This window comes from Streptomyces sp. NPDC047043 (assembly GCF_040644055.1).
Lineage (GTDB): Bacteria > Actinomycetota > Actinomycetes > Streptomycetales > Streptomycetaceae > Streptomyces.
In genome coordinates this window covers 13,104-39,789 of sequence record NZ_JBEYVO010000020.1, presented here as the reverse complement: position 1 = coordinate 39,789, position 26,686 = coordinate 13,104, and the positions used below count along the sequence as shown (strand labels likewise).

20 protein-coding genes and 1 pseudogene are annotated in these 26,686 nt (G+C 70.5%); 5 read left to right on the top strand and 16 right to left on the bottom strand.

Annotation, left to right across the window (positions count from 1 at the left end; genetic code table 11):
- Positions 1-10: 10 nt before the first annotated feature.
- Complete coding sequence (locus ABZ880_RS29365; protein WP_361268511.1) at positions 11-1,387, top strand: alpha/beta hydrolase-fold protein; 1,377 nt, start codon at positions 11-13, stop codon at positions 1,385-1,387.
- A 151-nt stretch (positions 1,388-1,538) separates the two neighbouring features.
- Here the strand turns inward: ABZ880_RS29365 and ABZ880_RS29360 are convergent, their stop codons facing one another.
- The 9 genes and pseudogenes from ABZ880_RS29360 to ABZ880_RS29320 form a co-directional block, all read right to left on the bottom strand.
- A complete protein-coding gene (locus ABZ880_RS29360; protein ID WP_361268508.1) occupies positions 1,539-2,918 on the bottom strand; it encodes an aminomethyl transferase family protein in 1,380 nt (459 codons plus the stop codon).
- Positions 2,919-3,225: 307 nt separating this feature from the next.
- A complete protein-coding gene (locus tag ABZ880_RS29355) occupies positions 3,226-4,149 on the bottom strand; it encodes a LacI family DNA-binding transcriptional regulator (RefSeq protein WP_361268505.1) in 924 nt (307 codons plus the stop codon).
- Between the two features lie 290 nt (positions 4,150-4,439).
- A pseudogene (locus tag ABZ880_RS29350) lies at positions 4,440-4,550 on the bottom strand (integrase); the annotation flags it as partial.
- A gap of 118 nt (positions 4,551-4,668) precedes the next feature.
- Positions 4,669-5,535: a bifunctional 5,10-methylenetetrahydrofolate dehydrogenase/5,10-methenyltetrahydrofolate cyclohydrolase gene (locus ABZ880_RS29345; RefSeq protein WP_361268503.1), complete on the bottom strand. Its 867-nt coding sequence runs from the start codon at positions 5,533-5,535 to the stop codon at positions 4,669-4,671.
- Between the two features lie 19 nt (positions 5,536-5,554).
- Entirely contained in the window at positions 5,555-6,451 is an 897-nt protein-coding gene (gene purU, locus ABZ880_RS29340) for a formyltetrahydrofolate deformylase (protein WP_361268969.1), read from the bottom strand.
- A 5-nt stretch (positions 6,452-6,456) separates the two neighbouring features.
- Positions 6,457-7,329 carry a methylenetetrahydrofolate reductase gene (locus ABZ880_RS29335; RefSeq protein WP_361268500.1) on the bottom strand — a complete coding sequence of 291 codons (873 nt, stop codon included), beginning with the start codon at positions 7,327-7,329 and terminating at the stop codon, positions 6,457-6,459.
- A gap of 29 nt (positions 7,330-7,358) precedes the next feature.
- Positions 7,359-8,702, bottom strand: coding sequence for an aminomethyl transferase family protein (locus ABZ880_RS29330; protein WP_361268497.1), 1,344 nt, complete (start codon positions 8,700-8,702; stop codon positions 7,359-7,361).
- Positions 8,703-8,804: 102 nt separating this feature from the next.
- Positions 8,805-9,725, bottom strand: a complete 921-nt coding sequence (gene folP / locus ABZ880_RS29325; protein WP_361268966.1) for a dihydropteroate synthase — start codon at positions 9,723-9,725, stop codon at positions 8,805-8,807.
- Positions 9,726-9,911: 186 nt separating this feature from the next.
- Positions 9,912-11,258 (bottom strand): aminomethyl transferase family protein, encoded by a 1,347-nt coding sequence (locus ABZ880_RS29320; protein ID WP_361268494.1) that lies wholly within the window; start codon positions 11,256-11,258, stop codon positions 9,912-9,914.
- 233 nt (positions 11,259-11,491) lie between these two features.
- Here ABZ880_RS29320 and ABZ880_RS29315 point away from each other — a divergent pair, with 233 nt between their 5' ends.
- The 4 genes from ABZ880_RS29315 to ABZ880_RS29300 all read left to right on the top strand — a co-directional run bounded on the left by ABZ880_RS29315 (position 11,492) and on the right by ABZ880_RS29300 (position 16,440).
- On the top strand, positions 11,492-12,097 hold the full coding sequence (locus ABZ880_RS29315) for a TetR/AcrR family transcriptional regulator (protein ID WP_361268963.1): 606 nt from the start codon (positions 11,492-11,494) through the stop codon (positions 12,095-12,097).
- Between the two features lie 245 nt (positions 12,098-12,342).
- On the top strand, positions 12,343-13,254 hold the full coding sequence (locus ABZ880_RS29310; protein WP_361268492.1) for a LysR family transcriptional regulator: 912 nt from the start codon (positions 12,343-12,345) through the stop codon (positions 13,252-13,254).
- Positions 13,255-13,451: 197 nt separating this feature from the next.
- Positions 13,452-14,600: an MBL fold metallo-hydrolase gene (locus tag ABZ880_RS29305; RefSeq protein WP_361268489.1), complete on the top strand. Its 1,149-nt coding sequence runs from the start codon at positions 13,452-13,454 to the stop codon at positions 14,598-14,600.
- 196 nt (positions 14,601-14,796) lie between these two features.
- Positions 14,797-16,440, top strand: a complete 1,644-nt coding sequence (locus ABZ880_RS29300) for a DHA2 family efflux MFS transporter permease subunit (protein ID WP_361268487.1) — start codon at positions 14,797-14,799, stop codon at positions 16,438-16,440.
- A 74-nt stretch (positions 16,441-16,514) separates the two neighbouring features.
- On the opposite strand, the gene ABZ880_RS29295 is transcribed toward ABZ880_RS29300, so the two are convergent.
- The 7 genes from ABZ880_RS29295 to ABZ880_RS29265 form a co-directional block, all read right to left on the bottom strand.
- The gene (locus tag ABZ880_RS29295) at positions 16,515-17,957 is read right to left on the bottom strand and encodes an SLC13 family permease (protein WP_361268485.1); all 1,443 of its coding nucleotides are present in this window, start codon (positions 17,955-17,957) and stop codon (positions 16,515-16,517) included.
- Positions 17,954-18,871 carry an NAD(P)-dependent oxidoreductase gene (locus ABZ880_RS29290; RefSeq protein WP_361268482.1) on the bottom strand — a complete coding sequence of 306 codons (918 nt, stop codon included), beginning with the start codon at positions 18,869-18,871 and terminating at the stop codon, positions 17,954-17,956. The genes ABZ880_RS29295 and ABZ880_RS29290 overlap by 4 nt, the downstream gene beginning before the upstream one ends.
- A gap of 113 nt (positions 18,872-18,984) precedes the next feature.
- Complete coding sequence (locus tag ABZ880_RS29285) at positions 18,985-19,836, bottom strand: class II fructose-bisphosphate aldolase (protein ID WP_361268479.1); 852 nt, start codon at positions 19,834-19,836, stop codon at positions 18,985-18,987.
- A complete protein-coding gene (locus ABZ880_RS29280; protein ID WP_361268476.1) occupies positions 19,836-21,281 on the bottom strand; it encodes a four-carbon acid sugar kinase family protein in 1,446 nt (481 codons plus the stop codon). Before ABZ880_RS29280 ends, ABZ880_RS29285 begins: the two co-directional genes overlap by 1 nt.
- A gap of 40 nt (positions 21,282-21,321) precedes the next feature.
- Positions 21,322-22,020: a FadR/GntR family transcriptional regulator gene (locus tag ABZ880_RS29275; RefSeq protein WP_361268474.1), complete on the bottom strand. Its 699-nt coding sequence runs from the start codon at positions 22,018-22,020 to the stop codon at positions 21,322-21,324.
- A gap of 136 nt (positions 22,021-22,156) precedes the next feature.
- Entirely contained in the window at positions 22,157-23,773 is a 1,617-nt protein-coding gene (locus tag ABZ880_RS29270; protein ID WP_361268471.1) for an ABC transporter substrate-binding protein, read from the bottom strand.
- Between the two features lie 29 nt (positions 23,774-23,802).
- Entirely contained in the window at positions 23,803-25,971 is a 2,169-nt protein-coding gene (locus ABZ880_RS29265) for a hypothetical protein (protein WP_361268468.1), read from the bottom strand.
- Positions 25,972-26,686 lie beyond the last annotated feature (715 nt).

Genomic DNA, 26,686 nt, shown 5'->3' with positions numbered 1-26,686 from the left:
GGAGTTTGCTTTGGTCACCAGGCGTACGCTCATCGCCGGATCCGCCGGAATAGGGACCGCGGCCGTTCTGGGCGGCGGTGCCGTCGCCGCGGCCTCCGGCTCGGACGACTCGGCATCGAGGACCGGGCACATCACCGCAGCCACGGCGATCACCAAGGTCTACGGCGAGGGGCAGAAGCTCATCGCCGTGGCGGTCGAGTACGACCACGACATCGCGGACTCGTCGCTTTCGAGCTCGGCGTTCGCGGTCGCCGACCGTACGGTCACGAAGGTCTACGCGAACCGGAGCGCGGGACTCGCGGAGCGGGGCCGGGACGGCCGGTATGTCATCGTCGAGCTCTCGCCCGACGACAAGGCGGCGCTGCTGTGGGGAAAGGACGCCGTCGGCGCGTCGAGCAGCGCGAGCGAGACCGCCTCGGCGTCCGCCGCCCCCGGCCCGGGCACGGGCGGCCCGACGGCCGGTGACACCACGCCGGGCGGTCCGATCGTGCCCGCGAAGGCCACCGTGGCCCAGACCGGTACGGTCACCACCAGCCGCGGAGCACGCTATGCCGCGAGCGACACCGCGGTCGCCACCAGTGCGGTGGTGAACCTGATCGTCGACGACTTCAGGCAGTTCACCTTCGACGACCCGACGACCGGGCGCACGCTCAAGTACAACCTGTTCATTCCCAAGGGCTACGACCCGCGCAAGAGGTATCCGCTGGTGTTGTTCATGCACGACGCGAGCGTCGTCAACGTGGACACCGTCGGCCCTCTCGTTCAGGGACTCGGCGCCGTCTGCTGGGCCGACCCCGAAGCGCAGGCCAGGCACGAGTCGTTCGTGCTCGCGCCCGAGTACGGCGAGGTCGTGATCGACGACACCTACAAGCCGACCTCGCTCTTCGAGACCACCGCCGACCTCGTCGAGGCGGTCACGGAGAAGTACCGCATCGACCCCAAGCGGCGCTACACCACCGGACAGTCGATGGGCGCGATGCTCTCGCTCGGGCTGAACATCAGGTACCCGGAGCTCTTCGCGGCCGGCTACATCGTCGCGGGCCAGTGGCCGGACAGCGAAGCGGCATCACTGGCACAGAAGAAGCTGTGGATCCTCGTCGCGCAGGACGACACGAAGGCGTATCCCGGCGAGAACGCCATCACCCAGGTCATCAAGGCGGAAGGGACCAAGGTCGGCGCCGCGGTGTGGGACGCGGGCTCCACCGCCGCGCAGTTCGCCGCGGACGTACGCAACCTGGAGAAGCAGAAGGCACCCGTGAACTACGCCGCCTTCCAGTCGGGAACGGTCACCGACACGACGGGCGCCCTGAACGCGCACACGGGTACCTGGCAGATCGCGTACTCGATTCCCGGGATCCGCGACTGGATCATGCAACAGTCCCTGTGAGCACGGGTGGTGAGGTCGTCTCAGCCGGTTCGGGCAGCACGCGCCGACCGCTGCTGGAGCCGACAGCATGCGCTCCAGCAGTACCTCCCACTCATGCGATGTCCGGCCGGCTCTGCTGGTGCGGCAGCCGGGCCGGTCCACCGTCGTCGCCTCACAGCATCGACACGTCGGTCCGGCGCCGGTCCGGTTTGAAGGGCAGCGTGGTGACCGTCGCCCGGACCTCACGCTGCGGGGTTCCCGGCCGGCCCCACAGCACCACCACTTCGTTCCCGGGGCCGGCATGGCTCTCGTCGATCACGCAGAGGGAGATGGTCGCCCGCAGGTTCACGCTGACGGTGCGCCCGGTGGACACGCCCACCCGCCGGCCGCCGGCCAGGACCTGGTCGAAGACCGGACCACGGCCGCGCGGGACCTCCATCGGGTCGGGCAACTCGCCGTCGCCGAGATGCGCGGTGAGGAGGCCGGCGACGTCCCCGGAGTTCCAGCGCAGGCCCACGAGCGTGCGCCCCTGCGCTCCCTCGGCGGCGTCCGCTGCCAGCGCGGCCCGGCCCAGGAAGTCACGGTCGGGGACCCCCTTGCGGAAACCCCAACCGAGCTCACCTGGCTTGCGGAAGTAGTCCGTGATGCCGTTCTCCGGTGCGAAGCTGCCACCCGGCGTGCCACTCCTGAACTGCCGCGGTGCGCCCGGGGTCAGGATGGAGGCGGGAAGGTAGTCCAGGCCGTTCGTGGCGATGCCCGCCTCGATGTGCTGCACCGGCTGGGAGCGCAGGCCCAGTTGACGGATCCCGAAGGAACGGCCGCTCGCCACGACGGCCGACCAGATCTCGTTGGCGTGCCCGGCAGGCCCGTGCAGTTCGTAGCCGAGCTCGCCCGAGATGCCTGTACGCAGGACCCGCACCGGGACTCCGCCGATGCCGGACATCCGGCTCCGGCTGAAGGCAATGTCGCGCAGGCTTTCCCCCGTCAGCTTCTCCAGCGTGTCCAGGGACGCCGGGCCCTGGATGCCGAAGATGAACCGGTCGGGGCTGACGTCCTCGACCTCCGCGTCCCAACTCCCCTGGCTCAGCTGCCAGATCAGCCAATCCCCGCTGCCGGCCGTGTACAGGAACTCCTCCTCGCCCAGGCGGCACAGGATCCCTTCGGACGCCACCCAGCCGTTCTGGTCGAGCTGGACGTGGTGCTTGATCTGCCCGTGCTCGAAGCGGGACAGGTCCCTGATGCCCAGCCAGGCGAGGAACTCCAGCGCCTGCCGCCCCCGCACGACGACCTTGTGCAGGCTGGACCAGTCGCCGAGGTAGCAGGACGTGACGTGCGCGGCGCACTCCTCGGTCCAGTCGGTGTACTCCAACGGCAGCAGGATCTGCGCGAAATGCGCGAAGGCGCCCTGGGCATTGCTCTGGTCCTGGGCCGCCGCGGCCGGGCTGAAGTATGCCGGCCGCTCGGCGATGAAGGAGGCGTCCTTCAGCCGCAAAACCGCTTCGTACGTGCTGCGCTGAGCCTCGGCCATGTCCACGCAGATCCTCCTGCTCACGGGCGCTTCGACTTCTCCGGCGACCCAGTCCGGTCCGGCCGTGGAACGCCGCAGCACGCGACCACGCATCGGCGGGGGTGCAGGGCAAGGGGCGTAAGAGTCGAAGCCACCCGAATCATGCAGTTGCTTCTTCGCTCGTCCGGTCACGGAGAAGCAACCGGATCGGGCAACTAGATCGGTTAAGTGGGACCGTAGCAGACGATCACGGCGACGGCGACGGACGTGACAGAGATCGTTTCCAGGGGGCGCGCAGCACGCAGGGCCGGACCCGGCGCACACGTCCGGGCACCGTCGTCGCGCGCCGGCGTCACACCGACGCGCGGACCACAACCCGGCCGGCAACGGGCGCCAGCCCCCCGGTGTCGATGCCCAGGGCCTCGCGGGCCGCGATCCGGCCGAGGACCTCCGCGTCGATGTGGATCGTGGTGAGCGCGGGCGTGGACAGCGAGCCGTGCTCGGTCTCGTCGAAGCCGATCACCGCCACGTCCTCGGGGACGCGCAGCCCCAGATCACGCAGGGCCGTGAGGCTGCGCAGCGCGATGTCGTCGTCGAAGGCGGCCAGGGCCGTCACGCCCGCGTGCGCCACCAGGAAGGCCTCGACGGCGGCCGCGCCGGCCGCCCGCGGCCGGGGGACGACGAACCGCTCCAGCGGCGGCAACGCCCGCCTGCGGGCGGCCTCCTGGGCGAAGCCGAGCCGGGCCTCGGTCAGCGGGAAGTCGTGGTCGGGCAGGGCCATGGCGATCCGGGTGTGCCCGTGGTCGGCGAGGTGGCCGATCTGCAGTGCGGCGTTGGCGGCGAAGCCGTTCTCCCAGTCCTCGGCCGGTACATGGCCCCGCATGTAGGCCTCGCCGAGCCGCAGCACCGCCCGCGGCGCGATGGTGTCGAGGACCTTCTGCGTGGCCTCCGGGATCGAGTGTCCGTGCCGGACCAGCAGGATGTGGTCGTGTTCGGCCAGTTCCTCGTCCAGGCCCCGCACATAGCTCCGGGAGAAGTTGCCCTCCATGCCCCAGTCGACGTTGAGGACGACGATGCGGGAGGAGCCCTCGCGCAGTGCGCGGGCGATGCCGTGCGGGACGTATCCCAGGTCCTGGGCGGCCTCCATGACCCGCTCCCGGGTGGCCGCGGAGATCGTCTGGCGTGGGTCGTCGTTGAGCACGAAGCTCACGGTCGCCCGCGACACGCCGGACGCCTTGGCCACATCGCTCAGCGTCACCCGGCCCGAACGGCCCATGTCGGCACACTCCCTCTGACCGTCTAGAACGATTAAGCGCTGATGGCTACCCTACGCGAATAGATCGTTCAAGTCGTCTGGGCCAAGCCAAGGTCGCGCGGCCTTGGCTTGGCCCTTGATTGGGGCTCAGTGCGACGTCTCAGGATCAGGCGGGGAGAAGAAATGTTCTGCGCTTCATCGCGGAATCTGCGACTTGCCGTCTTCGCCAAGTGAACGAGCTGACTGACTTCGTCCGTCAGAGCCCTTTCTCTGGAGTGAACGAGCCGACGAGCAGCACGTCGCCGGAGGTGGACAGCTGCCACAGCTTTGCTTGTCCGGTCCCGGCTGGAGGGCATGAGGCGGGCGTACACCCGTGGCGTCAGGCCGAGGTCTGCGTGGCCGAGGTACTCGGCGAGGGCCTTGCGCCGGCTGCTCGCCGGTCTGACCGGGCGGGTCCTGCCGGCAAAAACCCAGCTCCCCCAAGATCCCCGACAACGCCCGGGGCAAGAAGAGACAACGCGAGTTGATCAGGTCCTCTGGCTAGACGCACGCTGCGACAGCCTGGCGTTCGGCACCCCATTGGGCGGCCCGCAGCGTGTTGACCAGGAGCATGGCGATGGTCATGGGACCCACGCCTCCGGGGACGGGTGTGATGCGGTCGGCGATGCCGTCGAGTTCCGCCGAGCGGACGTCGCCGGTCAGGCCCGAGGGGGTGCGGTGGATGCCCGCGTCGATGACGACGGCGCCGGGTCCGACGTGTTCGGGGCCGACGAGTCCGCGCACGCCGGTGGCGACGACGACGATGTCGGCGGGCCGGGTGACCGCGGCCAGGTCGGTGGTGTGTTCGTGTGCCACCGACACGGTTGCCCCGCGCCGTAGCAGCAGCTGTGTCAGGGGCTTTCCGACGAGCTCGCCCCAGCCGACCACCGCGACGTTCGCGCCCCGCAGCGGGATGCCCTCGGCGTCGAGGAGTTCGATGACGCCGCTCGGGGTGCACGGGCGCAGCCCGTGCTCGCCTCGGGCGAGAAGGCCGAGGCTGGCGGTGGTCAGGCCGTCGACGTCCTTGGTGACGGGGATGCGGTCGATCAGCGCGGCCGCGTCCAGGTGTGCGGGCAGCGGGAGTTGGAGCAGGATGCCGGAGACCTGTGGCTCGGCCGCGAGTTCGTCGATTACGGCGGCTACGTCGTCGTACATGGCGTGCTGGGGCAGGTGGCGATGGAAGTCGCGCAGGCCGGCTTCCCTGATCGCGCGCCGTTTGGCGGCGACGTACACCGCGCTGGCCGGATCGTCGCCGACGAGGACGGTCGCCAGGCCAGGGGCTCTGCCCGGGCCTGCGGCGGCGACCTCCTCGGCGACCCGTGCACGGATTCGCCGGGCGATCCTGGTGCCGTCAATGGTGGTTGTCATGGTGGCGAACCGCTCCCGTTCAGGCGAAGACGATGGTGTGGTTGCCGTTGCGGATGACCCGGTCCTCGGCGTGCCACAGCACCGCGCGGGAGAGCACCGCGCGTTCCACGTCGGCCCCGCGGTGGGTGAGGTCGGACGCGGTGTGGGCGTGGGTGACCCGGACGACGTCCTGCTCGATGATCGGGCCCTCGTCGAGGTCCTCGGTGACGTAGTGCGCGGTGGCACCCACCAGCTTCACGCCCCGTTCCTTGGCCTTGGCGTAGGGGCCGGCGCCGATGAAGGCGGGCAGGAAGGAGTGGTGGATGTTGATGATCGGGACGCCGACCTGAGCGATGAAGTCCCCCGACAGGATCTGCATGTAGCGGGCCAGGACGACGAAGTCGACGTTGCCCTTCAGCAGCCGCAGGTGCTCTGCCTCCGCTGCCGACTTGTCCGCACCTTGGCAGGGGACGTGGAAGAAGGGGATGCCGAACGACCGGACCTCCTCTGCCACATCCGGGTGATTGGAGATCACCATCGAGACGGTGACGGGCAGTTGACCCTGCCGGTGGCGCCACAGCAGGTCCAGCAGACAGTGGTCGGACTTCGACGCGAAGATCGCCACCCGTTTGGGTATGGAGAGGTCGCGGAGCGTGTAGCGCAGCCCGAACCCCTCCACCAACTCCTTGTCCAGGTCGGCCCGCAGGGCGGGCAGCGCGGCCTGCAGTCCGTCGAGGCCGAGGACGGTGCGCTGGAAGAAGGCGCCGCCCTGCGGATTGTCGGAGTACTGGTCCAGGGAGACGATGTTCGCGCCGTGGCTGCTGAGGACCGAGGTCACGGCGGCGACGATGCCGGTGGCGTCGGCGCCCTGCAGGATGAGCGAGGCCTGCTGCGCAGGCTGCTTACCCGTCGCTGTGCGGACCGGGGCGTCTTGCATGACGGTCATGCCAGGCTGTCCTTCCGGAAGCGGGCGGCCCACTCGGAGGTGGCCCTGAGCCCGCCGAACGTATAGAAGTGGATCTTCAAGTCGCCGTGGCGGGCGGGGTCGTGAGCAGCGGCGAGGTCACGCAGAAACCGGTCCGGGCCCGCGGTGCCCATGAGGTTGGTCAGCGAGAACCCGTACTTCTTGACGACGGAGGCGCTGGTGCCGACGCCGAAACGGGCCGCGTACGACATCAGCCGGCGCACTCCTGCGGGCCCGGGCACCCCGATCCTGACCGGCAGCCCGATACCGCGCCGCCGTACCTCTTCCACCCAGGCCAGCACCGGATCGACGTCGAACCCGAACTGCGTGATGATGCCGCCCTCCAACGGCTGCCCGGCGAGGGCGGAGTGCTTGTCCTGCAGCGCGGTCCAGAGCGCGCCGCCGTCGATCGCGGGATGACCCTCGGGGTATCCGGTGATGCCGACGTTCCGTACGCCGTACTCCCGCAGCAGTCCCGTGTCGATCAGGGACAGGGAGTCGGCGTAGGGGCCCTCGGGGTGGGCCGGGTCGCCGCCGACGAGGAAGACGTTGTCGGACGTGCCGTCGCTCTGCAGGCCGGCCAGGAAGCGCTCGAAGTCGGCGCGGGAACCGAGGCGGCGGGCGGATATGTGCGGTACGGCGACGAAGCCGAGCCGTTTGACGGCCCGGGCGGCGTCCAGCCGCATCTCGAGATCCTCGTTGCCGAGGAAGGTGATATTGATCCGGGTGCCCTGAGGGATGCTGTCGCGGGCCTCCTCCAGTTTGGCGACGTCCTTCCCCGTCATCTCCAGGGAGAAGTCCTCGAGTAGCGAGGTACTGACCGCTGTTCGTACCGTGCTCGCGTTGTTCATCGTCGTGCGTCTCGCTTTCCGGTACGGCGTCAGCGGTTGCGGCGGTAGAGGGTCCGCGCGTGCTCGTTGAACGGAGCGGGCTGGACGGTCGCGCGGATGCGGGGGAAACCGAGGTCCGCCTCGGGGTCGGTGCCGGAACCGGGGTGCTCGCCCCAGACGACGGTCACTTCGGTGCCGGGGACGGCGTGTTCGGCGTCGATCAGGGTCTGCGCGAGCACGGTGCCCACCGGGTCGATCGACGCGCTCTGCATGGTGGTGCCCACCAGGCCGGTGGCGCTCTCGACGCGGTGGCGGGCGTAGGTGAGGACGAAGCCGGGGTCCTCGCCCTGCCCGATGGCGGTGCGGACGTCGTCGGGGTCGAGGACGAGCGTGACCTTGGTGCGCAGCGGCCCGTGCTTGGCCTTCTGCAGGGCGTCACGGCCCACGAAGTCGTGGCCGAAGTGGATCAGTTTCCCGTAGCCGAGCTCGTACGGGGAGACGTAGTAGTCCTCGATGTCCTCCGAGAAGAAGCTGCCGTTCAGCGGGCGCTTGCCCTCGATGCCGAACAGGGGCAGGTAGGTGCGGTATTCCGCGAGGTCGGGGTCGGTGTAGATGCCGGGTACCGGCGAGGGGATCCAGCCGCTCTCCACGCTCGGTGTGGCGTACGCCAGCGCACCGACCTGGACCAGGCCGAGCGGCTCGCCTGCCTTGAGGAACGCCTCGTGGACGTATGCGGCGTGCTCCCAGGGGCCGAGGAATTCGTAGCCGGCCTGTCCGGCCATGCCATGGCGCAGGGCATGGAAGGTCCGTCCGCCGAGGGTGACCTCCGTGGCGTGGAAGAACTTGGTCTCCGGCAGCGGCCCGCCGAAGGTCTTCTCCACCAGCTCCGCCGCCAGCGGGCCCTGGATCTGGTACCGGAAGAGCCTCGGTTCACCGCCGCCCGGGCGGAAGGCGGACGACGGGTCGGTCACGAAGCCGACGTCGTAGCCGCCCTTCTCCGCGTGGTACTGCACCCAGTGCTGCGCGGCCGGAATCCCGCTGAGCAGGTACTTGTTCTCGGCCTGCCGGAGCAGGATGCCGTCGGTGACGATGTGTCCGGCCCGGGTGACCGGGACGTACTGCTTGGCCTGTCCGATGGCGAACTTCTCGAAGTTGTTGACGCCATGGTCGGCCAACACCCGGGTGGCGTCCGGGCCTTCGATCCACATGTCGTACATGTGGTGCGAGAGGTTGAGCAACGCCACGCCCTCGTGCCAGGCGGCCTGCTCCTGTCGCCAGCCCGCGTACTCGCGCTCGACCACCTCGGGCGTCCACGGCTCGGCGTTCGGCTGCCACAGCAGCTTGATCGGCGATCCGGCCTTGTCGATGCCGTCCTGGAGGGTGGGGACTGTCATTGCGGCTCCTGACTCGTAACGATCTTCAATGCGGATACTAAATCGATCTAGCGATGGCGATGAAGCGACCCTCACCCAGGGCGGTGCAGATGTGGGGCTCTCTTACGGCCGCAACTCGCGCCCGGCGCCGACCGGTTGGCGTCCGCGGTCGCAGTGCTCGAGGTACGCGGCCGCCATGCACACCGCGTCGAGGCCGGCGCGAACGTCATGGACGCGCACGCAGAACGCTCCCCCGACGGCCGCCAGCGCACAGACCGCGGCCGTCGCCATGTCCCGTCCGCGGGGCGGGACTTCACCGGCACCCCCGCTCGCGAGGGCTGCACCGATGAAGCGCTTCCTCGATGCGCCGACGAGCAGCGGGAACCCGAGTTGCCGCAGCGAGCCCAGGTGGGCCAGCAGCGTCCAGTCGCGCTCGGGGCGCTTCGCGAAGCCGAGTCCGGGGTCGAGGAGGATGCGGGTCGGGTCGACTCCCTGGTCCGTCAACTGCCGGAGTCGGCAGGTGAGTTCGGCGTTGACGTCGGACACGACGTCGCCGTAGTCGGCGTGGCGGTCCATCTCGAGGCTCGGTGCACGCCAGTGCATGGCGACGTACGGGACGTCGGCCGCCGCGACGGTCGACGCCATGGCCGGGTCGGCCAGGCCGCCGCTGATGTCGTTGACCAGACGCGCTCCCGCCTCGACGGCGGCTCGGGCCACGGGTGCGTGCATGGTGTCGATGCTCGTGCACACGCCTGCGCGGGCGAGTTCGCGCACCACCGGGATGGTCCGCGCCAGCTCCTCCTCCAGACCCACGGGCCGGGCCCCGGGCCGGGTGGACTCGCCGCCCACGTCGACGATGTCCGCACCCTGGGCGGCGAGTTGCAGCCCCCGGTCGATCGCGGACCGGTGGTCGGCGTACAGGCCGCCGTCGGAGAAGGAGTCGGGTGTCGCGTTGAGGATCCCCATGACCAGGCACCGGCCCGGTCGGGGCAGCCCCTGCAGCTCTGTCGGTGTTCTCGACCGCCTCAGGGCGGGGTCTTGCATGGTTGGCATCGGTGGCAACCCCCTTGGTCCCGCGTCCCGCCGCGGGGAAAAAGGAATGCTGAATCGATCAGGACGCCCACGTTACAGACCGAGACTTAATCGATCTAGTGATACGCACACGTACCCCCGTTCGCCGAGCGAAAGCTAACGTTGCGCCCCGAACGGGGGTCGGCGCGCGCTGACGCATCAGCGCTTGTCGCTCGCGAAGGGCCGGCGGGAAATGGTGGCCCGGATCGTGGTCTGCGCGTGCCGTTCGACCGTCGGGTTGGCTGAGCCGCCGTTCGGTTCGCCCCAGACCAGGTCGACCTCGCGTCCGTAGCCCAGTTCGTCCGCGTCGATCATGCAAACGGAGATCCAGCCGCGGACGTTGGCCGAGTAGCTGCACAGCGTCGACAGCCCGATGAGCCGGCCGTCGGCCTCGACGCGGTCGAACTGCGAGGCGGAGTAGAACGCGGCGGGCGTCTCGATGTACTTGAAGCGCCGGTCGCCCTGCTCGTACATGCTGGCGTAGACGCGGGCGACGTCGTCGCGGTGCCAGGACAGCCAGGCCTTCTTGCGGTGCTTGCGTCCGCGCATCCGCTCCAGCGCCGCGCGGCCGACGAAGTCGTGGTCGAACTTGAGGATGTGGCCGTAGCCCAGGTCGTAGGGGGTGACGTAGTAGTCGTCGACCTGATCCGGGACGAAGCTGCCGCCGGTGGAGAGGTTCGCCTCGAAGCTGCGCGCGCCCAGCCACTCGCGGTACGGCCTCATGTTCTCGCCCGAGTAGACGGCGGGAACCGTGGAGGCGATCCAGCCGGACTCGGTGGCGACTGAGGCGTAGGCGCGACCGCCGACCTGGCGGATCCCGTACGACTCGCCCGCCTCCAGGAGCGTGTCGCGGACGCCGTCGAGATCCGCATAGGGGCCGAAGAACTCCAGTCCGGGGAAGCCGGACATGCGGTGGTTGAGGGCGGTGACCTCGTACTTGCCGATGTGGAACCTGCCCATGGTGAAGAAGGGGATGTCCGGCAGGGGGCCGCCGTTGGCGTCCTCGAAGATGCGGGCGGCGTGCGGGCCCTGCAGCTGCAGGCGGTAGAACTCGCGGCCGTGCGGGTTCTGCGCGGTGCGCTCGTCGCGGCGCAGGGTGACGTCGTAACCGCCGGTCTCGGCGTGGAACTGGACCCAGTTGAGGGCCGGCGGGCGTCCGACGAGGCGGACCAGCTTGTCGGCGAGGCAGAACAGGATGCAGTCGCCGATCTGGTAGCCGTCGTGGTTGACGGCGATGAACTGCTTGGCCTGCATCGGGCCGAAGCCCTCGAAGCTGTTCGCGCCGAGCTCGGACAGCAGGCGATAGCAGTCGGGACCCTCCACCGTGAGGTCGGTCATGTGGTGGGAGAGATCCATCAGCGCGGCGGTCGTACGCCAACTCTCCTGCTCATCACGCCAGTTGGTGAACTCGGCCCGGATCGGGAAGGGGTACGCCCCCGACCGGCCGCCGCGCAGCAGCGCCAGCGGGCCTCCGGCTTCGCGTATCTGGTCCTCGAGATGTGCCATTGCTTCCTCCATGTCATGCCGATGCGGCTGCGGGCGCTTCCACAGGGGGTGGGAGAGATGCCGACGTGGCGAAGAACGGGGGCGCGCGTCAGTCGGGCGAGCGGCTGCGACGCGATCGTGCAGGCGCGGACAGGGATGCGCCCCGGGCCAGCAGCGGTACTGTACCGTACAGTACTGTCGAGTTCCGCGGATGAGCAAGAGGTGGCACTTATACGATGTCTGCCGTGCAGAGGATGAGAGCAGCGGACCGCCGGGAGCTGATCCTGCGGGCGGCGGGCGAGCTGTTCCTCACCAAGGGGTACTCCGGCGTCACGATGGAGGATGTGCTGACCGAGGTCGGCGGGTCCAAGGCGACGCTCTACCGGCACTTCACGGACAAGGCCGAGCTGTTCCAGGCGTCGGTGGAAGCCCTGTGCGACGAGTGGTCGAAGCCGGTCCAGTCCTTCACTCCCCCCAGCTCCGATCTCGGCGAGACACTCACGGCCCTGGGCGGCCATTTCGCCGCCCTGGTCCTCACCCCGCAGGCCATCGCCCTGCACCGGCTGGTCACCGCGGAGGCGGACCGCATGCCGGGCGTGGGCCGGGCCTTCTTCGAGCACGGCCCCGCAGCCGGCCAGGGCGTACTGGCCGGCTATCTGCAGCAGGCCCATGACGCCGGCGAGATCACTGTCACCGACCCCACCCGCGCGGCGGCGCAGCTGTACCAGGCGATGCTCGGCGACGCCCAGATGCGGCTCCTGACGAACTCGCCGCACAAGCCCAACGACGCGGAGGTCCGAGCGAGCATCTCCGCCGCGGTCCGGGTCTTCCTGCACGGTACGACCACCGCGCGCGCCTGAGCCCACGCGGGCGCGGGCGCGGGACACAGAAGCAGACGCATTCGCCGCGGAAGGCTCCGCGGAGCTGCGCGCTGCCGCCGCGGGCCGCCGGCTCCCGCTCTCGCTCTCGCCTGAAGCGAGGAGTGTCTGCTAGCGTCCACTTAATCGTTTTAGCCGCTAGCCGAGGTGCCTCAGCACCTCTCACCAGCCCCATGTCCCACACGGCCGGAGGGACGCCCGAGCCGTGGCCGACGGGAGGGACTTCCATGGACCGCATGCTTCTGATGCGCAGCTTCGTCATCGTCGCGCAGCTCGGCAGTTTCAGTGGCGCCGCCCGCGCACTGAACTCGTCGGGCTCCCTCGTCTCACGTCACGTGGCGGAACTGGAACGGCAGATCGGTGTCCGCCTGGTCAACCGCACGTCCCGCTCGGTCAGCCTGACCGAGACGGGCCTGCGCTACTCCGAGTTCGCCGCCCGCATCCTCGCCGAGATCGAGACGGAGGAGGCCCTCATCGGCCATCTGCACGACCGGGCGGAAGGCCCTCTGAACGTCGTGTGCCCCAAGTGGATCGGCAGCCTCGACGTCGGCGATGCCATCGCCGCCTTCGCCGCCGCCCATCCGAAGATCGCCGTACGGTTCGAACTGGGAGGCGTCTCGGAGCGCACGTACGACTTCCTGGACAGTGGCTTCGACGTCGCGCTGCACACACGGGACCTGCGGGACTCCCGGGTCCACCTCAAGAAGATCGCGTCCCTTCCCTTCGCCCTGTGCGCGTCCGAGGACTACGTCAAACGCCGCGGTGCACTTGACCACCCCGGCGATCTGGCCGACCACGAGTGTCTGGTGCACGTGAACGAGCCGGTCTGGCGTCTCGGGCACGGTTCGAACTCCAGCCTGCACAAGATCCGCAATGTGGCCTTCTCCTCGAACTCGTACATCGCCCTGCAGAAGGCCGCCCTTCAGGGCCGCGGCATCGCCCTGCTCCCGCAGCGGTCGGCACACGAGGACCTGGTCTCCGGGGCACTGAGTCTCCAGCTCCCCCAAGTGCCCGTCCCCGAACGCCCGTTGTACGCGGTCTACGGCCCCGGCCAGACGGTGCCGCGAAAGATCGCCACCCTGCTCGAGTTCCTCGCGCAATGGTTCAAGGACAACCCCAGCCCGGCGATCCGGACGTGACGGGCGCAGCCCACCAGTAGATGATCGTCAACTTAGTTTGCGCCGTATGCACTCCCCCTGGCCTACGGCGGAGGGCAGCATCCCGCCAGTGATCGCGGTTTCCGCGTGCAGCGCCAGGACGACGAGCGGGTCGGGTCGCGCTGCGTTCGCCCGACCGCTCTCATCACGTCCTGCGCATCGCAGAGGAGCCGCCGCCCATGTGCCAGAACGACCAGCCGACACGCCATCCGACGACCAGCTCGCCACAGGGCGAGTCGCATCACACCTCTCGCAGAGCGGTACTGGGCGCCGTGGCCGCCTCGGCCGTGGCCGCCACATCGCTGCTGGCAGCGACACCCGCCACGGCCGAACCTGCCCACACGCCCTTGTCGCTCGTGCTGCTGGGCACCAACAGCGGGCCGCCGCCGCTGGCGGGCCGGTACGGCATCTCGTCCGCACTGGTGGTCAACGGCAGGACGTACGTCGTCGACTGCGGCCGCGGAGCCGTGACCCAGTACCTGCGCGCCGGTCTCTCCATGCCCTCGCTGGCCGGGATCTTCCTCACCCACCTGCACGCCGACCACATCGTCGACTACTACGCATTCCCGCTGCTGTCCGCCGGGGCCTCCGGAGACCAGGGTTTCCGCACACCCGCGTCCGTCTACGGCCCCGGAGCCGCCGGCATCCCCTCCACCGTGACCGGCGCTGCCGGCCCGCTTCCGGGGACCGTCGAGATGACCAGACTGGCCGGGCAGGCGTACGCCGCCGCGCCCACCTTCTTCATGAGCGAACACATCGGCATCGACCCGGCCACGCTGCTCGACGTCCACGACGTGCTGCCGCCGGCCGGGGTCGCCGCCTCCGCGGCCAACACCGCCCCCACCATGCGGCCCTTCACCGTCATGGAGAACGACGACGTCAAGGTGACCGCCGTGCTCGTCCCGCACGGCGCGGTGTTCCCCGCCTACGCCTACCGCTTCGACACCGACCACGGCAGTGTCGTGTTCTCCGGCGACACCGCCCCAACCCCCAACGTCATCACGCTCGCCCGGGACGCCGACGTCCTGGTCCACGAGGCGCTCCACCCCGCCGGGCTGGCGGATCTGGGCCTGTCGCAAACCCTCATCGACCACATCCTGGCCACCCACACCGACGTGGCCGAACTCGGCAGGATCGCGGCCGAGTCCGGTGCCGGCGCCCTGGTGGCCACCCATCTCGGTCCGGGAAACCCGGCCGCCGTCTCCGACGCGACCTGGCGGCGCCTGCTGCGCGACAGCGCACGCCGGTCCGGCTACGGCGGGCGCATGCTCCTGGGGGCCGACCTTCTGCACGTCCCGGTGGGGCGCGGCGACGTCCGCCGCGAGTAGGCGCGGGACACGTCAACAGCGGGTGCCGTCGCCGCCGTTCACCTTGGTTTGCAGGTCCGAGGGCATCTCCGCAGGGGTCCGGCCGGTATACGGTCCGAAGCGGTCTGACTGACCAGTAACGGCTGACGTCGGTGGCGGACCAGGCGAGCCTCTCCTGCTTCCAAGTCCCCCCGCCACGCCACTCATTCGAGGTGTCATGCCGGCCATCACTCCCCATGTCCCGCCACAGTCCGCACAACCGCAGCCCGCATCCCGACATGTCACGGCCACCATCGTGCTGGCCTGCGTGGGCGTGTTCGTCTCCTACCTGCCGGTCGTCGGCGTCTCCGTCGCGCTGCCGGTCATCCAGCAGGCGCTCGACGCCTCGACCGCCGGGCTTCAGTGGATCACCGACGCGTTCATCCTGCCCACCGCGGCCCTGCTCCTGACCTGCGGCATGGTCGGCGACCTGTACGGCCGCAAGAAGACCTGGCTCGCCGGTCTGTGCCTGTTCTGCCTCGGCTGCCTGGTGTGCCTGACCGCCGACGGCGTCGTGCAGGTCTGCGTGGGCCAGGCACTCGCCGGCGTGGGCACCGCCGCCCTGCTCCCCTCCACACTCGCCCTGATCAGCGATGTCTGTCCGGACCGCCACAAACGCGCCAGGGTGATCGCGCTGTGGACGGCCTCCCTCGGTCTTGGTCTGACGCTGGGTCCGCTGATCAACGGCGTGATCGTAGAACACGCGAGCTGGCGGTGGGTCTTCCTGCCCTCCCTGGTGATCGGCGTGATCACGGCCGTGGTCGGGGCCGTCGTCCTGAGCGAGTCCCGCGCCGAGCGGGAACGTCACCTGGACATCCCCGGTCAGCTCCTCGCCATCGTCGCCATCACGGGGCTGGTGTACGGCGTCATCGAGGGCGGCAGCATCGGGTGGGGTTCGGCCGAGGTCGTGATCGCGTTCCTGGTGGCCGCCGTCGGCCTGCCGGCCTTCGTCCTGGTGGAACTCCGGTCCCCCTGCCCCATGCTGGACGTGCGTCTGTTCACCTCACCGGCGTTCTCCGGCGCCGCGCTCGTGATGGCCCTCACCCTGTTCGCCCAGGTCGGCCTCGTCTTCGCGCTGAGCGAGTACTTCGGGCTCGTCCACCACGCGTCCACGTGGGACATCGGTGTGCGGCTCGTGGCGATCAACGGCTTCACCGTCGTGCTGGGCCCCCTGGTCGGTCGCCTGATGAACCGCACCTCACCCGGGCTGCTGCTGGTCATCGGTCTGGTGGTGAGCGGCATCGGGGCGCTGTGCGTGAATCTCTTCCACGCCTCCACCGGCACCGGCCAAGCCGCCCTGGTCATCGGGGTGTTGGGCATCGGCATCGCATTGGCCATGGCACCGATCACCACCATCGCGATGAACAGCCTGCCGCACCGGCTGGCGGGCACGGCCGGCGCCGCCCACAGTGCCCTGCGCCAGATCGGTGGCGCCCTCGGCCCCGCCGTATTCGGCGTGATCCTCACCAACCGCACTCTGGCCGCGCTGCCCGGGCACCTCGCGCGGTCCGGTCTGAGCCCCGCCGACCGGGGACAGGTGGGCGGCCTGGTCTCCGACGTCGGTATCCAGGCAGGGGCATTCCTGCATCTGCAGACACCCGAGGCCACCGGCCGGGCCCTGTCGGCCTATGGCGCGAGTTTCACCGACGCGCTGCACACCTGCGCCCTCGTCGGCGGCATCGGCATGCTGGCGGCGGCCGTGATCGCCCTCGTCCTGATCGGCGTTGGCACCCCGTCGAAGTACGCCACCGGCGGGACGGCCGAGGCGGTGCCGCATCCTGCCGAAGCCGCTGGGGCTGCCACCGGCGGTGAGCCGGGCTGAGCGTTCCAAAGACCGAAGCTGCCCGCCCGGGCCGGTGAAGGCCAGGGCAGGCAGCCGCGTGTATCGACGGCGGGTCAGACCAGTGGCCACAGTGCGGCGGTGAGGGCGAAGCCCGCGCATCCCATGACGGTGGTCAGGACCGTCCAGGTGCGCAGCCCGGCCGCCACGTCGAGGCCGGCGAGCTTGGTGAACATCCAGTACCCGGCGTCGTTGATGTGGGACAGCGCCAGGGCGCCCGCGCCCATCGCCAGGGCCACCAGCGACAGTTGGCCGGTGGAGAGGTCGGCGCGGTGCAGCAGCGGGGTGAGGATGCCGGCGGTGGTGATCAGGGCCACCGTCGCCGACCCCTGCGCGGCCCGCAGGGCGAGGGAGGTGAGGAAGGCCAGCAGCAGTACCGGCAGGCCCGTGCGTTCCAGGACGTCGGCGATGGCGTCGCCGATGCCGCTGGCGACCAGGACCTTGCCGAAGACACCGCCCGCGCCGGCGACCAGGATCACCATCGCGACGGGCGGCAGTGCGGAGCCCATGACCTCGGCGATGTGCGCGCGGTTCCAGCCGCGACGCGCACCCAGGAACCAGCCGCACAGGGCGACGTCGATGAGCAGGGCCACCATCGGGGCGCCGAGGACGGTGAGCACGGCGCGCAGGGTGGAGCCCTCGGCGAGCGTGTTCTGTCCGATGGTGCCCAGGAGGATCAGCAGGATGGGCGTGACGATCAGCGCCAGGACCATGCCGAAGGACGGCGGGCGGACCGCGGTCTCCGAGGGTGCGGGCTTGGTCAGTACGGCGGTGGCGTGACCGCCGTCGGAGGTGCCCGAGCCGGTGTCCGCGGTGGCCGGTACGGTGCCGCCCCCGGTCTCCGGTTCGCCGTACACCTCGGCGTACACCGCCGGGTCCATCGGGTACTCGCGGCGGGTGAGGCGACGGGAGACGAGGTAGCCGAACAGGACGACGACGGCCGTGACGGGAATGCCCATCAGCAGCACCAGGCCCTGGCTGGCACCGATCGCCTCGGCGACGGCGACCGCGCCCGGGTGCGGCGGCAGGAACGCGTGCACGGTGAGCATCGCGGCGCCCATCGGCAGCGCGTAGACCAGCAGCGGCTTGCGGGAGGCGCGGGCGACTCCGTACGCGATCGGCATCAGGATGATCAGGCCGACCTCGAAGAAGACCGGGATGCCCAGGACGAATCCGGCGACGGTCAGGGCGAGCGGGGTGCGCCGGGAGCCGAACTTCTCGATGAGGGAGTGGGCGAACGCGTGGGCGCCGCCGGAGAGTTCGATGATCCGGCCGATCATCGCGCCGAGCGCGATGATCGTGGCGATGTGGCCCAGGGTGGAGCCCATGCCGTCCTCGATGGTCTTCACCAGGTCGGCGGCGGGCACGCCCGCGGCGAGCGCCACGCCGATGCTGATGACCATGAGCGCGACGAAGGGCTGGACCTTGGCCTTGAGGATGAGCAGGAGCAGCGCCGCGACACCGGCGACCGCGATGGTCAGCAGGGTGGTGTGGCTCATCGTCCCTCTCCTTCCGGGGACTTGGGAGACAGGACGGTGACGACGGAGGAGTCGTCGCGGGCGCCGAGCCCGGCGCCCTCACCGAGCAGGTAGAGCTGTTCGGCCGCGGCGGCCAGCGGCACCGGGACGTGGGCGTCCTTCGCGATGCCGGTGACGATGCCCATGTCCTTGACGAAGATGTCCAGCCGCGACTTGACCTCGGGGTCGGGTCCGTCGTCGTACGTCTGGACCATGCGCGGCCCGCGGTCGGCGAACATGAACGAGCCGGCGGCGCCGTGCTTGAGGCTGTCGACGACGGTGCCCGGGTCGAGTCCGAGGCCGCGGGCGAGTGCGATCGCCTCGGCGGCGGCCGCGATGTGCACGCCGGCCAGCAGCTGGTTGACGGCCTTCATCGCCTGGCCGTCGCCGGGGCGGGGACCGACGACAGTGAGCGTCGACGACAGCAGGTCGAGGACCGGCCGGGCCGTCTTCAGCGCCACGTCCTCGGCGCCGACGACGATCAGCAGATCGCCGTTGCCGGCCCGTACCGGGCCGCCGCTGACGGGTGCGTCCACGGTCAGCACACCGCGCTCGGCGAGCCGCGATGCGGTGGTGCGTGCCGGCTCGGGGCCGACGGTGCTGGTGAGGATCACGACCGCGCCGGAGCGGAGGGCCTGGGCGGCGCCGTTCTCGCCGAACAGCGCGCCCTCGACCTGCGCCTGGTCGCGTACGGCGAGCACGACGACGTCGGCGTCACGGGCGGCCTCGGCCGGGGACGCGGCGTCGCGGGCGCCCTCGGCGGCCAGGGCGGAGCGCCGGTCGGCGGCGATGTCGTAGACGGAGACGGGCAGTTCGCCGTTCAGGCGGCGTGCCATGGGCAGTCCCATGGCGCCCAGGCCGATGACGGCCGTATGGGGACGGGGGTGCGGAGACATCTTTGTCCTCCTGGGGAGATGAGGAGAGGAGCGGGTTTTGCGGGTTGGCTGACGGGGTGGGGAGGCCCCGGCAGTGGGGAGCGGGTCCTGCGAGGGGATGGCGCAGGAGCTGGTCACTCGGCTCGCGGGGTGAGGCGGCCGATGACTTCCAGGGCGGTGTTCCGGACCGCGTCGCGGCCCGCCGCCCACAGGGAGACGACGTCGGAGCCGGGCAGTGCGGTGGGCAGGGTCGTGCGGACGGCTTCGAGGTAGGCGCGGCGCAGTTCGGCGTTGACGTTGACCTTGGCGACGCCGCGCGCGAGGGCGCCGTGCAGTTCCTCGACGGGCAGGCCGCTGGCTCCGTGCAGGACGAGCGGGACCGGTACGGCCTCGTGGATCGCGGCCAGCCGCGCCAGGTCGAGGCGGACCGGGTGCTTGGTGAAGCCGTGGACGTTGCCGACGGCGACGGCGAGCGCGTCCACGCCCGTCGCGGCCACGAAGTCGGCCGCCTGCTGCGGATCGGTCATCGCGGCGGTGGGTGCGACGGCGTCGGTGGAGACGTCCTCGTCGCCGGACAGAGCGCCCAACTCGGCCTCCACCCAGGCGCCGTGGTCACGCGCCCGCCGGACCGTCTCCTTCGTCAGCGCGATGTTCTCGGCGAACGGCAGGTGGGATCCGTCGACCATGACCGAGGTGTAGCCGGCTTGAAGGCAGGCCGTGATCTCCTCCAGGTCCCGGCTGTGGTCGAGGTGGACGCCGAGGCGGGCGGCGGAGTGTTCGGCGGCGTCCAGCGCCAGCCGCATCAGGGCCTGGCGCCCGGCGTGCTTGAAGGGGCTGGAGCCGGCCTGGATCAGGACGGGCCGTCCGGCGGCCTCGGCGGCGGCCGTGATGCCCTGGACCGTCTCCAGGTTGTAGGCGACGAACCCGGGCAGGGCCTGGCCGGTGGCCGCGGCCTGCTTCAGGGCATCGGTTCCGTGCAGCAGCATCAGGCGCTCCTGAGCAGGTCGACCGCGTCGGCGAGGGCGTCGGCGCCGCCGACGTTCCCGGCGAAGACGATGTAGGGGATGCCGGTGGCGGGGCCGTCCACGGGCTCCCAGAGGGAGACGATGCCGGGCAGCAAGGTGCCCCGGGCCCAGGCGCGGCGGATCTGGAGGCCGTGGGTGGCGGTGTCGCTGGAGGTGATGCCGCCCTTGGCGACGACGAAGGCGGGCCGACGTGTGGCGTTGACCTGTCGCACGGCCTCCACGAGCGCGGCGGAGACCCGACGGGAGATCGACAGGCTGTCGTCCGCGTCGGCCCCCGTCACCAGGGTGCGCGAGGTGCGGATCACGGCGTCCGCGGAGTCCAGCGCGCCGGCGGCCGCGGCCGCGACCTCGGCGATGTGGGCGTCGCGCCGCTCGTCGAGCAGGAGGGCCACGTCGAGTTCGTACTCGGCGATCCCGCCGCGCTCCCGCAACCGGTCCAACTGCCGTGTCGTCAGCGAGACATGAGACCCTACGGCGATCAGCCCGTGCGGCGCGTCCCCGCGCAGCCGGCCCAGTTCCGCCGGGGTGAGCGGCGCCCGCCCGGCCTGTCCGGCGCGGGCCCTGACGAAGGACGGCCCGACCCGGTACAGCAGCCGCGTGCCGTTCTCCTCCGCCTGGGCGAGGGCCAGGGCCAGCACCCGCAGATCGTCGTCGCACACCGCGTCGACGACGGCGGTCCGTCCGTCGTGCAGCGAGGACAGCAGCCGTGCCGTGTGCTCCGGACCGCCGCCGCGCAGGTCGTCGAGGGTGATGCGCAGGACCTCGTCGGCGGGTATGCGTCCGCTGGTCTGCTCCTCGACCCACTCGGGCAGCGAGGAGCTGCGGTAGCCGAAGGTGGCGTCCCGGGCGAACTCGCTCTCGCCGACCGGCAGCAGCCCGTCGGCCGTGCGCATCCAGTGGCAGGAGCCGACGGTCAGCCGGCCCGCCTCGATGTAGGCGGGGACCAGCACGACCCCGTCCGGAGCGCCGACGCCCAGCTCGGTGACCTCCTCGGCGAGGACGTCGGTCTCCAGCGGGAAGTGGCCGCGCAGGGTCGAGTCGCCGCGGCTGGCCAGGACGTAGTCGGTGGCCTCGGCCGCCGACGCCGCGTGCAGGGCGCGGACCACCTCGCGGTTGCGGGCGGCGGCGTCCTCGGGCGAGAGGCTGCGGGTGTTGGTGAGGACGAAGAAGGCGGAGCTGTCCTGGCGCAGCGCCCAGCGCAGGTCGTCCACCGTCCAGGAGGTCAGGACCGGGACGTCGGCGACGGTCTGGGTGCCAGTCGGGTCGTCGTCGAGGACGACGAGACGGGGGCCGCCGGCGATACGGGCGGCCACCTCGGCCGCGCTCACCTGGCGGACCGGGGGGAGCCCTTCCAGCACCACGGCCTCGGGGAGGGGCCGCGTCTGGGCATGGAGGGGTAGGGACATGGCGAATTCCTGCTCTGTGACGGGGAGTTGAGGGGGAACGTCAGTCGAGGTCGCGCTTGATCACATGGGTGCGCAGGTCGTCCGCGGTCTGGTTCATATGGCCGTCCATGGCGGCCCTGGCGGCCTCGGGGCTGCCGGACTCCAGCGCGGCGAGCACCGCCTCGTGGTGCGCGATGGCGTTCGTACGGATCTCGGGGACGGCCGAGGTCTCCCGGCGCCCCTCGACGAGCAGCGGGCCGAACGGCTCGAAGAGCAGCGGGACGAACAGGTTGCCCGTCGCCCGCATCACCGTGTCGTGGAAGTCGATGTCGGCCTGCACGAACTGCTCGGTGTCCCCCGCGTCGGCGGCCTCGCGCATCACCGACAGGTGCTGGCGCAGCGCGTCCAGGTCCTCCTCGGTGCGGCGGGAGGCTGCCAGCTCGCACGCGCCGTTCTCGATGAGCCGGCGCGCCTCGATCAGCCGTTCCGACAGGGCGCCGCTCGAGGTGCGCGAGGCCACGCGCACCACCGGTTCCAGGGCGGTCCACCGGTCCGGCGCGTTGACGTAGGTGCCCCGACCGCGCACCACGCGGACGACGTTCTGGGCACGCAGTTGCTTGACCGCCTCCCGCACGGTCAGCCGGCTGACCCCGCTCTGCTCCGACAGCTCTCCCTCGGGCGGGAGGGCGGCGTCCGGCGGGTACTGGCCGTCGATGATCGCGGTGAGCAGCTGCTCGGCGAGGTCGTCCGAGAGCGACATGGCGGAACCTCTTCGTTCGATGAACACATCTGACGTCAGACATCTGATGTCTATGTGCCGGAAACGATGACACCGGAGGGGGGACGCGTCAATACCTCAGCCGGAAGCTCGTCGAAGGCGCACGGGGAGAGCGCAGTCAGGTAGTGCTGGGGATCACGCAGTTCTTCGGCTGGGCCCGGCCGGTGGGCCAGCCGAGGCCGACGAACCTCAGCTTGCCGAGACCCTCGCGGCCCGGATCCAGTTCGACGACCGCGGCCGGCTTGTCGTACGGGTTGCCGACGCTGGTCAGGCAGATGAGGCCGCTGGTGCCCTGGACCCGGTGGCGGGACTGGAGTTGGGACCATTCCCTGCCGACGTCCTGCAGGCCGGGCAGCTTCTTGGCGTCGCCGCTTTGCACCTGGTGCAGCGCGGTGCCGATGGTGACCAGGCCGTCGTGGACGAGCATCGTCCGGGAGTCCTCCAGGTTCGGGGCGGAGCCGAGATCCGTGCCCTTGCGACGCAAGGTGTCGATCAGCTTGTCCAGCTTGTCCAGGGCCGCCTTGGGCTCGGTGAGGTACTGGGGGAGCTCGGCCTGGGTGGGCCCGCGGTCATGGGTGGCGTCCCACTTCTTCTTCCAGGCGGCCAGCTCGGTGCTCCAGGCGTCCGGGTGCGCGGGAGCGGCGTACTGCACCGTCACCTTCGCCCGGCCGTCCGCACCGCGCAGCTGCGCCCAGTCCTTCTCCGTCATGTCCTGCCGCAGCGAGGCGGCGTCGGAACCGCTGATGATGGTGTAGTGCCGGTTCTTGCAGCCCACCTCGGCGAGCTTGAGCGCGAAGATCCGCAGGTGCAGCGTGCGCCCCGCGAAGTAGACGATGTCGGCGTCGGAGTCGCAGATGTTGTTGGCGATCTGGGTGAACTGGTTGCCGGTGGAACCCGCCTCGTCGATCGCCGGGGATTCGAAGGGCATCGCGGCAGGACCGGCCGGCCCCTTCTCCTGGATCCCGCTGAACGCCTTCGCCAGCGACTCGTCATAGCCGTCCGGGCGCGTGTCGTGGACCAGCACCGTCCTGCGGTTCTCCCGGCCCCGTTCCCCGTTGAAGTTGGCCAGCGCCTGGGCCGCGTCGTGATTGGTGGGGAGGATCCGGGCCAGGCCGGGGAACTGCGGCTTCGCCATCCCGTCGGCCGCGTCCTTGTTGGCGATCCGGTCTCCGCTGATCCGGGAGGCGAGCACCGGGATCTTGTGTTCCGTCAGGCGCTCGACGGCGTCCTGCGTCGCATCGAGGCTGAGGTTGAAGCCCGTGACGGCGCGCAGCCTGTCCTCGGACGAGTCGGCCATGCGCAGCAAGGTGTCCACGACCTTCGACTGCTGCTGGTAGTCCCGCCCGGGGTTGGCCAGCACCAGCCGGATCTTCGGAGGCTCCCCCTCGCCCTCGTTGGCCTGCAACTGCCCCAGATACGCCCCCTGCAGATCGCTGCGCATCTGCCGCCGCAGCGCCGCCTTGTCCGACTGGAGCGGCAGCATCATCGCCACCGTCACATGGGGCTGACCGTCGATCTTCTCGTTCTCCTGGGCGATGGCCCGGGCCACGTCGCGGATCTCCGGTGTGCCGAAGTCGTAGCCCTCACCGTTGACGCCGATGCACTCACCGCCGATCCGCTCGACCCCCTTGTGACAGGTGTCCGGTCTGTGGAGGACGGTCCAGCCGTACCAGCCCCCTGTCGCGACCACCGCCACGGCCAGCACCGTGTAGAGGATCTTCTTCCACCTGGGCATCCCCCGCGTCCTCCACCTGGGCATCCCCGTCACCTCCTTCGCCCGAGCTGTTCGGTGCAGGCGCAGCGCAGTAACGGCTGCTCGTTCTCCGCGAGGCCGCTCCACTCGGTGGCCGTCCTGCCGAGCTGCCCGGCGCCCTCGAAGTCCATGATCGAGAGAAGCTCCAGCAGCTTGGCCAGGGTGCGGGCGGTCTCCCTTCCGGTCGGTCTGGTCCGCTCCTCGCACAGCCACACCGCGTGCAGCAGCTCGTCGACGGTGCGGCGCAACGCCGGTCCCTCCACGGCCACCAGGCCCTGGGCGCGCGCCCGTCGGGTGTCGGCTCCGCCCGGATACGGTGCCTGGGCTATCTCCAGCAGCTCCGCGCACCACTCCCCCGGGCGGCCGGGCAGCGTGGCGGCCAGGTGACGGACCACGTCGTCCACCCCGCCGGACACCAGGTCGTGGTTCATTTGGTGCGCCACGAGCGACCGAAACGCCCCGCCGTTCGGCGCCCCCGCGTCCGCCACCCGTCCGGCGAAGTGATCCCGCAGCAGGTGGTGATCGGCGTACCAGGCGGCGCCGTCGGGGCGCAGCCCGTACAACCGGTGCACCAGCAGCTGACGCAGCCCGAAGTCCCCGATGAAGTGCCGTTCGCAGCGGGGCCACCCGGTGTCGGTGAGCAGCTGCGAGACCTGATGTGCCGTCAAGCGCAGGACGCGGCCCGCCTGATGATGGCGCAGCAGGACGTCCGCGCACTCCTCGTCGTGCGCCACCGACAGATGGGTGAGCAGATCGAGCCACTGGTCGTGGTGTTCGGTCGGCAGCCTGACCGGCAGCTGCTCCTCCACCAACTCCTGCAGCAGTACGTCCGCCACGGGCCGCTCCTGGGTGCCGTCGCCGGCCAGGTGCAGCGGGGCGTCCAGGATGTCCCGGTCATTGGCGTCCGCCGCCATCCGGAAGGCCGCGGCAGCGGCGGCCAGCCGGATCACCGTGTGCGGTCGTCCGCCGCTCAGCCGTGCCACGGCGGCGTCGACGCGTCGGCGGTTCGCGCCGCCCTCGGGTTCGGCGCGCCGCTGTCTTCGCTCGGTCTCCAGGCGGAGCTGGTCGCCGGTGAGAAGCGGCATACGCAGCAGGAGGACCCCGTCGGCCAGCGGCGCCTGGTCCGCTTCCGGGTCCGTGTGCCGGGACCACGCGGGCGGCACGCCGTCGACGGGCCGGAATTCCGCCGGGGCCTGCACCTCCTGCGGCGGCAGACCCCCGTACAGGAAGGCGCCGCCGTCCGCCCGGCGTGCCGTACCCACGATCACCACGCGGTCGCGCTGCCCACGCCGGCGGTCGGTGAGCACGGCGCGTAGCAACTGCTCCCCCAGCGGTGACTCGGCGTGGTCCAGCAACAGCCCCGGGCGGCCCACCCGGCGCAGCCAGCCGGACGCCGACGCGTACGCCGCCTCCAGGTCCTCGCGCAGCGCCCGGAAGAGGAAGGTTTCCGCGAGTTCCCGCCCCTCGCCACCGTCCCGGAAATCGTCGGCGAGGATGCGCAGCCCGATCCGGGGCTGACGGGCCGCGCCCGGATAGGAGCCGTAGATCCGCGCCAGTTCCGTCCTGCCCCGGGGTGCCAGGCTCGCGAAGAGGGCATCCACCAACGCGGTGCTCACCGAGGCCTCGTACGAGTCGAGCATCTGTCCGAAATAGGTCGTCAGCAGGTTCCGGCCGGCTCCGAGGAGCGCACTCCGCCAGAAGTCACCTGTCACCCGGCCGCCGAATCGCTGCCTCTGGGGCAGCTCCTCGTACCGTTCGACCTCCGCCGCGACCGCGTCCCGAGTGCCTTCCGTGACGCCGGTCGCGATCACCGCGAGGCCCGTGAAGAGACGTGGAAAGACGAAGGAGCCGCCCGTCCCCTGCCAGATGCACAGCCGTTTGGCGACCTCGACCAGGGCCTCGGTCGCGGCCGAGCGGGCGTGCGGCTCCGGCCCCGCCCGATCCGCGTACACCGGCGAGCCCAGGTCCAGATGGATCACCGGCACCTTGGCGGCGAAACGATCCCGTACGACGCGCAGCAGCCGCCCCTTGCCCATGCCCGGGCAGCCGGTGAGCAGCACCACGGGAAGGTCGGGGCCGTACAGCAGCTTGCGGCTGCCGCCCGACGCCGACGGCCCGAGCAGGCGCGCGAAAAAGCCTTCCTCACCAAGGAGTCTTTCGAACCCCAGGTCTTCACACACGGACCCCCCAAGGAGAACTCTCCCGCCGGTATCGGATGACCGGTGACCGATGTGCCAGAAAACAATCAGTGGAACACGAGTCCTTCTGTCGGACAACGATGCGTACGTGTAAAGGGAGTTGAGGAGTAGTGAACGCGCCCGGAGCCAACCCGGCGAACAGGTTCTGCCGGGCTTCAGTTGCGGGCGTGCGACCACTCGATGTCCGAAGACCTCTCCGGGGACCGGTCCCGGGAACGCAGCCGCACCATGCGGGCACCGGACACGTTCGGGGCCGAGACCGGGGAAGATCAGGATGAGCGATCCGACGCACCGGATGGGCCCCGCCCGACGCGGAGCCGCATCCGGCCAGGAGCAGCACAAGGGCGACGACGCCTACGGCGGGACGGTTCACGGGCACTCCCGGGCTTCGGGGGATCGGGGCGGCCTGCTGTGTGTATCGCAGGCCTCCGGGACCCCTCCCGAAACGTGGCCCGTCCCGCCGGACCGCAATGGCCGTTCTCCTGCGCGGCTTGTGCGCAGGCACCTGCCCCTGCCGCCTCCGCGACACCGCTAGGGCTCTTCTGATGGATCTCCGCGGCGTCGCGACGCCCGGCACGCCGAGAGCACGCACCGAACGCCGCTCCTTCTCCCACGGAGATCCATCAGAAGAGCCCTGGTGCTGTGACCGCGTAGGTGCGCCGGGTTGGTGGTCGTGGCGGTCGGCTGTGCGGTGACG

Bases quoted from the DNA above. Each gene is read 5' to 3' on its own strand.
- ABZ880_RS29330 (WP_361268497.1), bottom strand. From the start codon at position 8,702: ATGACAGTCCCCACCCTCCAGGACGGCATCGACAAGGCCGGATCGCCG.
- ABZ880_RS29280 (WP_361268476.1), bottom strand. From the start codon at position 21,281: ATGTCCCTACCCCTCCATGCCCAGACGCGGCCCCTCCCCGAGGCCGTG.
- ABZ880_RS29295 (WP_361268485.1), bottom strand. From the start codon at position 17,957: ATGAGCCACACCACCCTGCTGACCATCGCGGTCGCCGGTGTCGCGGCG.
- ABZ880_RS29270 (WP_361268471.1), bottom strand. From the start codon at position 23,773: ATGCCCAGGTGGAAGAAGATCCTCTACACGGTGCTGGCCGTGGCGGTG.
- ABZ880_RS29285 (WP_361268479.1), bottom strand. From the start codon at position 19,836: ATGCTGCTGCACGGAACCGATGCCCTGAAGCAGGCCGCGGCCACCGGC.
- ABZ880_RS29300 (WP_361268487.1), top strand. From the start codon at position 14,797: ATGCCGGCCATCACTCCCCATGTCCCGCCACAGTCCGCACAACCGCAG.
- ABZ880_RS29335 (WP_361268500.1), bottom strand. From the start codon at position 7,329: ATGAACAACGCGAGCACGGTACGAACAGCGGTCAGTACCTCGCTACTC.
- ABZ880_RS29310 (WP_361268492.1), top strand. From the start codon at position 12,343: ATGGACCGCATGCTTCTGATGCGCAGCTTCGTCATCGTCGCGCAGCTC.
- purU (WP_361268969.1), bottom strand. From the start codon at position 6,451: ATGCAAGACGCCCCGGTCCGCACAGCGACGGGTAAGCAGCCTGCGCAG.
- ABZ880_RS29315 (WP_361268963.1), top strand. From the start codon at position 11,492: ATGAGAGCAGCGGACCGCCGGGAGCTGATCCTGCGGGCGGCGGGCGAG.
- ABZ880_RS29345 (WP_361268503.1), bottom strand. From the start codon at position 5,535: ATGACAACCACCATTGACGGCACCAGGATCGCCCGGCGAATCCGTGCA.
- ABZ880_RS29290 (WP_361268482.1), bottom strand. From the start codon at position 18,871: ATGTCTCCGCACCCCCGTCCCCATACGGCCGTCATCGGCCTGGGCGCC.
- ABZ880_RS29275 (WP_361268474.1), bottom strand. From the start codon at position 22,020: ATGTCGCTCTCGGACGACCTCGCCGAGCAGCTGCTCACCGCGATCATC.
- ABZ880_RS29320 (WP_361268494.1), bottom strand. From the start codon at position 11,258: ATGGCACATCTCGAGGACCAGATACGCGAAGCCGGAGGCCCGCTGGCG.
- folP (WP_361268966.1), bottom strand. From the start codon at position 9,725: ATGCAAGACCCCGCCCTGAGGCGGTCGAGAACACCGACAGAGCTGCAG.
- ABZ880_RS29305 (WP_361268489.1), top strand. From the start codon at position 13,452: ATGTGCCAGAACGACCAGCCGACACGCCATCCGACGACCAGCTCGCCA.
- ABZ880_RS29355 (WP_361268505.1), bottom strand. From the start codon at position 4,149: ATGGGCCGTTCGGGCCGGGTGACGCTGAGCGATGTGGCCAAGGCGTCC.